This window comes from Flavobacterium sp. XGLA_31 (assembly GCF_051547105.1).
Taxonomy (GTDB): domain Bacteria; phylum Bacteroidota; class Bacteroidia; order Flavobacteriales; family Flavobacteriaceae; genus Flavobacterium.
The window spans coordinates 95,099-106,362 of the sequence record NZ_JBPTTM010000005.1 but is presented as its reverse complement, the minus strand read 5'-3'; the positions used below and the strand labels follow the sequence as shown (position 1 = coordinate 106,362).

Annotated in this window: 10 protein-coding genes; 7 read left to right on the top strand and 3 right to left on the bottom strand. The window is 38.3% G+C overall.

All coding sequences use genetic code 11. From position 1 onward, the window contains the following. The first annotated feature begins 64 nt into the window (after nt 1–64). Nucleotides 65–1,855: a gliding motility-associated C-terminal domain-containing protein gene (locus ACSVH6_RS10400; protein ID WP_438078202.1), complete on the top strand. Its 1,791-nt coding sequence runs from the start codon at nt 65–67 to the stop codon at nt 1,853–1,855. 467 nt (nt 1,856–2,322) lie between these two features. Here the strand turns inward: ACSVH6_RS10400 and ACSVH6_RS10395 are convergent, their stop codons facing one another. The 3 genes from ACSVH6_RS10395 to ACSVH6_RS10385 all read right to left on the bottom strand — a co-directional run bounded on the left by ACSVH6_RS10395 (nt 2,323) and on the right by ACSVH6_RS10385 (nt 4,948). Then, the gene (locus ACSVH6_RS10395) at nt 2,323–3,447 is read right to left on the bottom strand and encodes a nuclease-related domain-containing protein (protein WP_438078200.1); all 1,125 of its coding nucleotides are present in this window, start codon (nt 3,445–3,447) and stop codon (nt 2,323–2,325) included. A gap of 289 nt (nt 3,448–3,736) precedes the next feature. Beyond that, entirely contained in the window at nt 3,737–4,219 is a 483-nt protein-coding gene (locus tag ACSVH6_RS10390; RefSeq protein ID WP_438078198.1) for a DUF4348 domain-containing protein, read from the bottom strand. 21 nt (nt 4,220–4,240) lie between these two features. Beyond that, nucleotides 4,241–4,948, bottom strand: coding sequence for an RDD family protein (locus ACSVH6_RS10385; protein ID WP_438078196.1), 708 nt, complete (start codon nt 4,946–4,948; stop codon nt 4,241–4,243). A gap of 56 nt (nt 4,949–5,004) precedes the next feature. Between ACSVH6_RS10385 and ACSVH6_RS10380 the strand changes: the two genes are divergently transcribed. Genes ACSVH6_RS10380 through ACSVH6_RS10355 form a run of 6 tightly spaced genes read left to right on the top strand, consistent with a single transcriptional unit; the run spans nt 5,005 to nt 11,228 of the window. Beyond that, on the top strand, nt 5,005–5,967 hold the full coding sequence (locus ACSVH6_RS10380) for a stage II sporulation protein M (RefSeq protein ID WP_438078194.1): 963 nt from the start codon (nt 5,005–5,007) through the stop codon (nt 5,965–5,967). Nucleotides 5,968–5,971: 4 nt separating this feature from the next. Further along, on the top strand, nt 5,972–6,913 hold the full coding sequence (locus ACSVH6_RS10375) for a hypothetical protein (protein ID WP_438078193.1): 942 nt from the start codon (nt 5,972–5,974) through the stop codon (nt 6,911–6,913). After that, entirely contained in the window at nt 6,906–7,664 is a 759-nt protein-coding gene (locus ACSVH6_RS10370; protein WP_438078191.1) for a DUF4129 domain-containing protein, read from the top strand. The genes ACSVH6_RS10375 and ACSVH6_RS10370 overlap by 8 nt, the downstream gene beginning before the upstream one ends. Continuing rightward, nucleotides 7,664–8,890, top strand: coding sequence for a DUF4350 domain-containing protein (locus ACSVH6_RS10365; RefSeq protein WP_438078189.1), 1,227 nt, complete (start codon nt 7,664–7,666; stop codon nt 8,888–8,890). Before ACSVH6_RS10370 ends, ACSVH6_RS10365 begins: the two co-directional genes overlap by 1 nt. Beyond that, the gene (locus ACSVH6_RS10360) at nt 8,890–9,894 is read left to right on the top strand and encodes an AAA family ATPase (RefSeq protein ID WP_438078187.1); all 1,005 of its coding nucleotides are present in this window, start codon (nt 8,890–8,892) and stop codon (nt 9,892–9,894) included. The genes ACSVH6_RS10365 and ACSVH6_RS10360 overlap by 1 nt, the downstream gene beginning before the upstream one ends. 2 nt (nt 9,895–9,896) lie before the next feature. After that, nucleotides 9,897–11,228: a DUF58 domain-containing protein gene (locus ACSVH6_RS10355; RefSeq protein WP_438078184.1), complete on the top strand. Its 1,332-nt coding sequence runs from the start codon at nt 9,897–9,899 to the stop codon at nt 11,226–11,228. Nucleotides 11,229–11,264: the final 36 nt, after the last annotated feature.

The window sequence follows — 11,264 nt, the reverse complement described above, 5'->3', positions numbered from 1 at the left end:
GATTGTTAAAAATTAGATTTTCAGGAATAAATGAGTAATTTTAAACACCTTAAACCAATTAACAGTGAAGTTAAAACGTTATTTGTTGGTGTTTATTACAGTCTTAAGCTGTTTTTTTTCAGCTTATGGGCAAGATGTAAACTTATTTCAACAATTTAACGGACGCTATGATTTCACGTTTATCGGCAATACGATGAATAGTGCCGAAAACAATTCCATATTTGCCTATGTAACCGGCACCTCATCAACGGCTACGTTGAACATGAATCCTACCGATGAGATTGAAAAAGCCTACCTCTACTGGGCCGGAAGCGGAGACGGTGATTTTGAAGTTACCCTGAATGCGGAGACTATTACCCCCGACCGAACATTTTCTTTACTCAAAACCTTTAACGGTGTTGATTTTACTTATTTCAGTGCTTTTAAAGACATTACCAATCAGGTGTTAGCCACCGGAAACGGGGATTATACCCTGTCTGATTTGGACATTTCCGCGTTTGAAGAGCTTCATTTGCAACGAAGAACCAATTTTGCCGGCTGGGCCATTGTCATCGTTTATAAAAACCCGTCACTGCCGTTGAATCAAATTAACGTTTATGATGGGTTGCAGGGTGTTCCGGATGATTTAGTCATCAATCTGAACAGTTTGAATGTATTGGATAACAACAATTCGAAAATTGGTTTTTTAGCTTGGGAAGGAGATGCCTTATTGGCGACTGAACATTTTCAATTCAACAACAACGTCCTTAGTAATGCTTTGAATCCCACCAATAATGTGTTCAACGGAACGAATTCGGTGACGGGGAGCAATACCCTTTACAATATGGATTTGGATATATACGATATTCAGAATTACATACAGGTGGGTGATGCTACTGCTCAAATCAAACTGAGCTCTACTCAGGATTTTATCATGATTAATACGGTAGTTACCAAACTCAACAACCAATTGCCCGATGCCACGGTGACGATTGACAGTGTGGACAAAGTCTGTGATTCGAATACTATTGACGTTCATTATACTGTGGGGAATTTTAACTGTACCAATTCGCTGCCGGCTCAAACTCCCATCGCTATTTATGTGAATGGACAATGGCTGCAAACTACTTATACCGCTACGGTGATTCCGGTGGACGGTTCTTTGTCCTCCCAAATCACACTACACTTGCCTGAAGGCACTCCAACCGATTTTGAAATACAGTTTGTGGTGGATGACACCGGAAATGGCACCGGTATCGTGAATGAACTGAATGAAAACAATAATGGGTACTCCATTACTGAAAGTCTGTGGCATTCTCCGGGCTTTGCTGCTTTGGACCCTTTGATATCCTGCAACGAAGGGTTTACCAAGGGGACTTTTGACTTTGCGGCCTATGAAGATGCTGTGAAACTAAATCCCGATGATGTGGTGCATTTTTATGAATCGGCAGAGGATGCCATTCATGAAGTGAGTCCCATTTTAAATCTTTCTAATTATCAGGCGACCACTACGCCGAAGGAAATTTTTGTTCGGATTGACAATGCGCATTGCTACAGTCTGACCTCTTTTGAGCTGAAAACCCGAAACTGTCCGCCTATTGTTTACAATTATATTTCGGCCAATAATGACGGTAAAAATGATGAGTTTTATATAGGCGGTTTGAAGAATATTTTTCTGGATTACAGAATTGAAATCTACAACCGTTGGGGTCGTTTGATATGGACCGGTGATCCAAACAGCGGCAACTGGAATGGCTATGTCAGAGACGGTTTTGAACTGAAAAAATCGACTGACGGCACTTTCTATTACTTGCTTTTTCTGAATGACCCTGACTATCCGAATCCCTTAAACGGCTTTATTTACATAGTGCATTAACAGGCTGTCTTTTGGTTTGCCTTGCACGCTACCCATTCATTTACTTAAAACGAAACAAGAGCGACCTCTTAGGGTTAGCCGTGGTATGCACATGGGTTTTTGAGGTGGGAAAACTATCAATGCAGGTGGCAAAACTAACAAGCAAGTTGCGAAAACTACCAAGCAAGTTGGTAAAACTAACAAGCAAATTGCAAAAACTAACAAGCGAGTTGGTAAAACTAACAAGCAAGTTGCTATAACTAACAAGTAAGTTGCTAAAACTACCAAGCAAGTTACAAAAACTACCAAGCAAGTTGTAAAAACTAACAAGCAAGTTGGTAAAACCGGGAAGTAAGTTGGCAAAACCAGGAAGTAAGTTGGTAAAACCGGGAAGTAATTTGGCAAAACTACCAAGTGAGTTGGTAAAACTGTTGAAGTTGGTTTTTGGAGCGTTTTAAATTGTTGGTGGAGCGGAGTACAAATCCGCGCTATCGGAGGTTGTCGTTGTTACTGACAGTAAGCCTTGATACAATATTTTTTTGAACAGAAATCTTTTTCAAAAATTCTGCTATGGCTTCTACTTCGTTAGGTTTGAAACAAGGTTCAAAGTAATTTATATAGCTAAGCAATTGGTTCAATCCTAAAATTTTGACAAATTGAAATTCTTCTGTTGGCTTTTCATTAGTGAATACAATAATATTTCTAATTGGAATTTTTCTGTCACCCCACTGATGTTTTGCGAAATTCCCGTTTATTTTTTTTATACTGTCAGCCAGTAATCTATATAGTGCATAGTTGGTTCTTTTAACTTGCTGAACAGGGGAAAATAAATTTAGCTTTTCTTGAGAATGTTTACTCCAGTTTTTGGTTTCGATTATGAAGATTCCAGAAGGTGAAATCAATAAATGATCAATTTGGATTGACTTTATAAAATCGTTCTCGTTTCTATTTTTTATTGGGTTTTGAAAGCAACAACTGAAGTCATTAATTAAAATAAACTCGTCAGATAATTTTTCTAATGTATTTACAACTTTTTGTTCACCAATGGCACCATAAATCGAATTGTTTATTTCTTTAACTATTTTGCTTTGTCTTTGAAGTAATTGTAAATCTATGGAACTACTTTCCTTTACTGCTTCTTGGAAGTTATTTTCTATAAAATTAAACCGTGTGATTTTATCGTAAAGTGATTTTTTAGACTTTCGTTTTAGATTGATAATTTTTATACGAAATACAATTGGTGTTAACCAAATTTTTGTCCAAATAAGAGTGTTATTATAGTAATCTGAGATAATTGAAATAAAATTAGAATTAGGCGCTGGTAGATTTTCAATTTGTTTATTCAAATTAAAAAGCCTTTGTTTTAATTCATCTTCAAGTTTATTGGAACTCTCCAAAATGATTTTGTTTAATTCTGCAATATTCTCTTCAAGATTCTCTTTCTCTTTTTGAATTACTGAAGTATGTTCTGAAATAACTTTTTGTTCTGTAAAGTGATAATTTTTCTGAAAATTAATCAATTCGTCTAACGAATGGAATTCGTCAAAATCATTTCTTATTAAATGAGATTGTATGAAACTTAGCGATCCAATTGTGTTATAAATTCGACACATATTCTCTTTAGATTATCGTCATTAGATGTAGTTGCATGCTTGTTGTCGCTAACTTGTAAACATCTGCAAAACATACGCTTTTCCTTTGCCTACACTTACTGACTCAAACTTACCAATTATTTCTTACCCGGCAAAAAACAATAACGTTCAAGTACTTTCTGTTAGCATCCATGTGGAAGATGGACCTTGTTGAACCCTTGGTTTCAGTAACAACCAAGCGAAAGATTGACTTCGTCGAACCTTCGGTTTCGCGCGGTAGCGGGGGAAAGCTCTGTTAGCATTAGTTTTTTTAGTCTGACGTGTCGTTCCAACTTTTGAGAAACCATTTACCATTTAGTTTTTCAAAAAAGAAATCTGTGCATATTCCGTTGTCATAACCTCTAATTTCAATAATTGCTTTGTTTCCGTTTGTTTTTATTTTTTGGGTGTATTTATCATATTCTCTTGTCAAAGCGTCTTTTGGATATTCAAAGTCAAGTGTTGTATATTCTGTTTTCGATATAGTCTTTTCAATTGACTCAAGCGTATTATTCTCGTCAACTTCCATCACCTTTAGCGGAAAGTTAACTCGGCTAATCTGAAAAATGGAATCTTTACTAAAATAGTTAAGGAAAACCTTGAAATCACTATCAACATTTTTTGGAATCTTAATTTCAACGTTTTCTTTTTTACTTTCTGTTGGCTTTGCTATTTCCGCTTTTTGAGTTTTAGGTTTACATCCTAAAAAAGCCAAAACAAGAATTAAACATAGATATTTCCTTGATGTTTTCATGTGGTGAAAAATTACTACTAACTACATACTTTGCGTGTAGTAATTATAATCTTTGAGAATGGTTTGGATAAATTCTTTGGTGCTGCCCAACTCGTTTTTAATGCCGGTTACCTGTTCGATTTTGGACGTTAATTTGTTTAGCACCACATAATCGGCATTTTTTAAAGCCACGTGAAATGTTTCCTTGATGATGCGGGCATCGTTGTCTGACAGTTTGATGACTAAAGGGTATTTAGGTTGGTAATTGTCTCCGATTTCTTCGAGTATGGTATGGTTTATTGAAATGTTACTTTTCAAGGTAATGACAGCAGTCCCGGCTGAGATATCGCCTAAACGCTGTGTTTTTTTGTTGACCACCATGGCAATCAAACCAATGATGCCCATGCCGATGGAAATATCGATGAGTCGGAACATCCAACGGATGATATAATCGCCGACGGATGCCTGATAGCCGTCGATTTTTACGACTTTGATTTTTACCATTCTTTTTCCTAAGGTTTGCCCTTCGAGCCAAATTTCGAAGAATAAAGAATAGAAAATGACGGGTAACGAAATGACGGTAATGATGGCCATAATCGTCCAGGGATCCATACCTGAAAATATTTTATCCATGTGAAAAACATAGTTCATGAGCACTATTATCACTATGAAATAGGCTATTTTTATCAGTAAATCAAGCAGATAAGCCCCTATTCGTTCTCCCACTGAAGCGGCGGAAAAATTTATCACAACATTTTGTGTTGTATTTATAGAAAGTTGTGTCATAATTCCTATTTTAGCATTCGATGAGGGAAGTTGCATTCATAAAACAAAACAAACAAAAATGGCTTGACTTTGAACAGGCAATTTTTGGTAAATCTAAAAAAAATCCTGATGAAATGGCAAATTTGTACATTCATTTGGTTAATGATTTATCGTATGCACAAACGTACTATCCCAAAAGTAAAACCACGGTTTACTTAAACTATTTAGCTTCACAAATTTACCAGAAAATTTATAAAACCAAACGAGAAGAGAAAAACCGATTCATCGAATTTTTCAAAACCGAGGTGCCGTTGACTGTTTATCAGTACCGGAGGTATTTGCTATATGCGTTTCTTATTTTTTTTGCCGCGGTAGCCATAGGGGTCGTATCGGCCCGTTATGACGAGAATTTTGTCCGCTTGATTTTAGGCGATGGCTATGTGAATATGACTTTGGAGAACATCAAAAAAGGAAACCCGGTAGCGGTGTATAAATCGAGTGGCAGTGTGCAGAGTTTTATCGGGATTACTGCCAACAATTTAGGCGTTGGAGCCCGAAGTTATCTGTATGGTATTTTTGGCGGCATCGGTACTTTTCTTTTTCTGATTTACAACTGTATTATGTTGGGTTCCTTTCAGTACTTCTTTTACCAACACGGTGTTTTTGGTGCCAGTGTTCGCGGTATTTGGATTCATGGTTGTATGGAAATATTTGGCATGGTGGTGGAAGCCGCCTGTGGTTTTATCCTCGGCGCTTCATTGCTGTTTCCCCGAACTTTTTCGCGTCTGAACTCATTTAAAATAGGGATACGCGACAGTTTGAAAATATTTGTCAGCACCATTCCGTTTACCATTGCGGCCGGTTTTATGGAAGGTTTTATCACCCGTTATGCCCTTGAAATGCCTCAGTGGCTTAATACCATTATCATCCTGGGGACCTTAACTGTTATCTCTTTTTATTATTTGATTTATCCCACTTTAGTCCATAAAAAACTCAATTCCTGAAACTATGTTTGAACTATTTAAAAGAAGAGAATTCGGCGACTACATCAGTGACACTTTTCAGTTTTTCAGACAAACCGGAAAGCACTATTTGAAAACGTATTTCACCATAAGCGGCGCGATGTTGCTTTTACTGGTGGTGGCTTCTTATTTTCTTTTTCAGGTTTATTTTGATTTCACACTCAATACCGGCCGAGACGGAAACGCAAATGCCGATTACCTGCAAGGGTATCTTTTAGATAATATTGCTGTTATCATTCTGGTCGCGGTATTTCTGTTTTTATTTATCATCCTGCTGAGTATGCTGAATTATTCTATACCGGTACTTTACATGGATTTGTATGACCAAAACAAAGGCAGCGGTTTTGAAGTAAGGGAGGTATTGCAAAACTTCAGGAAAAAGTTCGGGAAGATTCTCCTTTTTTTCCTCGGAACCGTATTCCTTATTACGCCCATCCTGTTCGTCGTGTTTGCCTTGCTGGTTTTGCTTTGCTTTATTCTTATCGGAATTCCGATGCTTTTACTGGCGATACCTACGGCTTTCAGTTGGATTATCCTGAGTTTCTTTGAGTACCTCAACAATGACAAAGGGCTGTTTGAAGCCTATGGAGACGGATTTTACCATATCAAAAATCAATATTTCCCTATTGTCGGGTCGGCCATGGTGATGTATATTATGATTCAGGTTTCGATGACGGTTTTCACTTTTATTCCTTATATGTTTGGAGTGGCTTCGGTTTTCACGACTATAGAAAATCCGCAGGCTAATGCTGACGGTTTATCCACGATGAAAATCATGATGACTGTTGTTATGGTGATTTCCATGTTGGCCAGTTTTATTTTGAACAATTTATTAATGGTCAATCAAGGCTTAGTCTACTACAGCCGAAGAGAATTTGACGAAAACATCAGCTCTAACGACTCTATAGATTCTATTGGCCTTGAATAAACTCTTTTTCTTTTTCTGGCTTTTACTGGCTGTCCCTTCATGGTCGCAGGATTCTTTGGCAACAGCCCAAAAGGCTGCTGTAACCTATACGGAAAAAGATATCAAAACGGATCAGGGTGCCGTGGCTGACAAACCCAAGCTCCCACCCCATTTTAAAGAGAAATACCAATCGGATGACTTTAAATACGAAGTAAAACTGGGCGATCAAAAAAGCATATGGGAACGCTTTAAAGAATGGCTGGCCCATTGGTTCAGGGAATATTTCGGTTTCAACGATAATAAATCAAAGGATTATGTTGACATCGCCCTGAAAATTATTGCCGTACTGATTGTGGTGTATGTTATTTATCTGATTGTAAAAATCATACTCAACAAGGAAGGAGAATGGGTTTTTGGCAAATCAACCACCAAGAAAATCATTCATGATGATGATATTGAAAAGAATCTTATTCATGTTGATTTTGAGAAATTGATTAAAGAGACGCTGAAATCAGGCGATAGTCGTCTGGTTATCCGCTATTATTATTTGTGGACCCTGAAACAACTTTCAGAACGCAGCCTGATTGAATGGCATGCCGACAAAACCAACTCCGACTATTTATACGAAATTCAATCGGCCGATTTAAAGACCGATTTCCAATACCTTTCCTATTTGTACAATTACATTTGGTATGGTGAATTTGAAATAAACGAGCAGATGTTTTTACAGGCACAAAAGGCATTTGAAAACACTTTGAAATCCATCCGATAATGAACCGAACACTCAAAATATATATTTTCATTTTGGTTGTGCTGGTGGCGGGAGCCATTTGGATTGATGCTGTGCGCCCTAAACCGGTGGATTGGTCACCGAGTTATGACTTGAGGGATAAGATACCCTACGGATTGTATGTTTTTGACCATGAGACCGGCTCTCTTTTACCGCACAATAAAGTTAAAAAAGTCAGTCAAACAGTCTATGAGTTTTTAGTCCCTGTAGCCGATTACGACGAATACGATTATGCCAACGAAGATACCTTAGCTAAAAGTTACCCCGTCAGCGGAACCGTATTGCACATTTGCGATAATTACCTCATTGATGACCAATCCACCAAAGAACTGTTTTCTTTTGTAAGCCAAGGGAATACTGCTTTTTTGAGCGTTGAGAATCTGCCGAAGATTTTCACTGATTCGCTAAAAATTAAAATTGGCGCTCAATTTGAATTGAATACCAAAATGGATTGCTGGATGGCCAATACCCACTTGGGCGTTCAAAAATACGATATGAACAAGGGCGGCGGCGGTTACTTTTTTTCCAGTATTGACACGCTTCACACTACTGTTTTGGGGTATCTGGGCAGTGACAAAAAGAAACATGTCAACTTCATAGAGACTACATTCGGCAAAGGGCATTTCTTTATTCATTTAGAACCGACTGCGTTTACCAATTATCATTTACTCAAAGACAATCACGCCGAATATGCTGAAAAAATCCTGACCTACATGCCTCACGGCAACTTGTTTTGGTTGATTAAAGATCAAAATGGTTTAATTGAATCGGGTTCTCCTTTTCAATATATTTTGAGTCAGCCCGCACTGAAATGGGCATGGTATTTATTCCTGCTGGGCATGGTGGTCTTTATCATTTTTAATGCCAAAAGAAGGCAGCGCATCATTCCGATTTTAAAACCGTTGCCCAATACAACCGTTGATTTCACGAAGACCATTGGAAATTTATACTATCAGGAAGGCAATCATCAGAACCTGATTGACAAAAAAATTATTTACTTTTTGGAACGCATCCGAAACGAATATTTGATTGACACTACCCTGTTGGATGAAAATTTCATCAAAAAATTACAGGCAAAAACCGGAAAAGAGTTAAAAGATATAGAACACTTGGTATATTTGATTAATTATCAACGTAAGAGTTACCATCAAAGCATCGAGAGTGATTTAATCGAAATCAATAATGCAATAGACAAAATTATCAACTAATGGAACATACAGAAAACTTTGAAAGCAATGAAAATGTAAATTTTCAGTCGAGAATCAACCTGGAACCGCTTCGCGCAAGCATCGATAAAATCAAAGCGGAAATGGAAACAGTAATCGTGGGGCAACACAAGATGATTGACCAGTTGCTGGTTTCCATCTTAGCCAACGGTCACGTGCTGATTGAAGGTGTGCCGGGAGTAGCAAAAACGATGACTGCCAAAATCATTGCCAAAACCCTTTCGGTAGATTTCAGCCGCATTCAGTTCACTCCTGATTTGATGCCTTCCGACATTCTCGGGACTTCTGTTTTTGATTTAAAAAAATCGGAATTCGAATTCAAAAAAGGACCTGTTTTTTCCAATCTGATTTTGATTGACGAGATCAACCGCGCTCCGGCCAAAACCCAGGCAGCCTTGTTTGAAGTAATGGAAGAACGCCAGATTACCATTGACGGACATTGTTATCCGTTGGATCCGCCTTTTATAGTATTGGCCACTCAAAATCCTATTGAGCAGGAAGGAACCTATCGTTTGCCTGAAGCCCAGTTAGACCGTTTTCTGTTCAAGATCAATGTGGATTATCCTAAATTAAACGAGGAAATCGACATCATTCAACGCGAACACTCGCTGCAAAATACCGGTAAGCTGGAAAACATCAAAGCCGTACTGACTGCGCAGGACATCATGAATTACCAAACGTTGGTCAAACAAATACTTGTGGAACCCAATCTTTTGGAGTACATCGCCAAATTGGTGGTCAACACCCGTGAAAATGCTTTCTTGTATTTGGGGGCTTCCCCAAGGGCTTCCATCGCGATTTTGAACGCGGCCAAAGGCTTTGCTGCTATTCGCGGTCGTGATTTTGTGACTCCGGAAGACATCAAAGATGCGGCTATTCCGGTACTGCAACACCGTGTAATTGTGACTCCCGAGCGTGAAATGGAAGGCTTAACCAGCGTGGAAATCATCAAGCAAATCATTGAAAGCATTGAAATCCCAAGATAGTCGTGAACTTTTTTAAACAACTCTATATTACCAATTTCTTTTTCTATTGCCTTATCGGTATCATAATGTTGTTTTGTTGCGCCTTTATGTTTCCGGTACTGTACAACGCTACCTGGTATATCCTGCTGATGCTGTTGTCCTTTTTTACCATTGATATTTTAATTTTGTTCAGCAACAAAAAAGGAATCGATGCCCAAAGAACGGCTCCTGAAAAGCTCTCCAACGGCGATGAAAACCCGATTGTAGTCAGTCTTAAAAACTTCTATACCTTCACTATTCACATCAAGGTTATAGATGAAATTCCGGTTCAGTTTCAGGTGCGCAATTTCGAAATCAACCGCAAAGTAAAAAATGCTTCCACGGATGAATTTCAATACACTTTGCGTCCCACAGAGCGTGGTGAGTATTCTTTCGGGAACCTCAACATCTATGTCTCTTCCCCGTTGCAACTGGTTTCAAAAAGATACCGGTTTGACAACAACCAAATGGTTCCTACCTACCCTTCCTACATTCAGTTGCGCAAATACGATTTGATTGCCTTTTCCCATAATTTGTTTCAATATGGCGTTAAAAAAATTCGCCGCATTGGCCATACCATGGAATTTGAGCAAATCAAAGAATACGTTCCGGGAGATGACATCCGAACGCTGAACTGGAAAGCCACCGCTAAGAAAAACAGCCTGATGGTAAATCAGTTTCAGGACGAAAAATCACAGAACATTTACATGGCGATTGACAAAGGCCGCACCATGAAAATGCCTTTTAACGGAATGAGCTTGCTGGATTATGCCATCAATGCCTCTTTGGTATTGTCCAATGTGATTCTGAAAAAACAGGACAAAGCCGGGATGTTTTCGTTTTCCAAAAAAATCGAAAACCGTGTGGTGGCAGAAAAACGCACCTCGCAAATGCAAAAAATCCTGGAGAACCTTTACAATGTAAAAACGGATTTCTTTGAAAGCGATTATTCCCGTTTGTATGCCGATATCAAAAAAAATATCAACCAACGCAGTTTGATTATTTTGTATACCAATTTTGAAACCATGGACGGCTTACACCGTCAACTCCCCTATTTAAAAGGAATTGCCAAAAGTCATCTCCTCGTGGTGGTCTTTTTCCAGAATACCGAACTGTATCAGATTACCAACAAAAAATCGGAAACCATTCAGGAGGTGTATGACAAAGTAATCGCTGAAAAATTCATTTTTGAAAAGAAACTCATCGTGACCGAACTCAAGAAATACGGTATTCATTCGGTACTGACCCAACCCGAAAACCTGACCTTAGACACTATCAATAAATATCTCGAAATCAAAGCAAGAGGGATTTTGTAATAAAAAGTACTTAACTTTGGAGCTTTTGAGCAGTTT

What these genes read in the sequence shown, in the direction of transcription:
- ACSVH6_RS10365 (WP_438078189.1), top strand. Translation starts at nt 7,664, where the DNA reads ATGAACCGAACACTCAAAATATATATTTTCATTTTGGTTGTGCTGGTG.
- ACSVH6_RS10395 (WP_438078200.1), bottom strand. Translation starts at nt 3,447, where the DNA reads ATGTGTCGAATTTATAACACAATTGGATCGCTAAGTTTCATACAATCT.
- ACSVH6_RS10390 (WP_438078198.1), bottom strand. Translation starts at nt 4,219, where the DNA reads ATGAAAACATCAAGGAAATATCTATGTTTAATTCTTGTTTTGGCTTTT.
- ACSVH6_RS10380 (WP_438078194.1), top strand. Translation starts at nt 5,005, where the DNA reads ATGAGGGAAGTTGCATTCATAAAACAAAACAAACAAAAATGGCTTGAC.
- ACSVH6_RS10375 (WP_438078193.1), top strand. Translation starts at nt 5,972, where the DNA reads ATGTTTGAACTATTTAAAAGAAGAGAATTCGGCGACTACATCAGTGAC.
- ACSVH6_RS10360 (WP_438078187.1), top strand. Translation starts at nt 8,890, where the DNA reads ATGGAACATACAGAAAACTTTGAAAGCAATGAAAATGTAAATTTTCAG.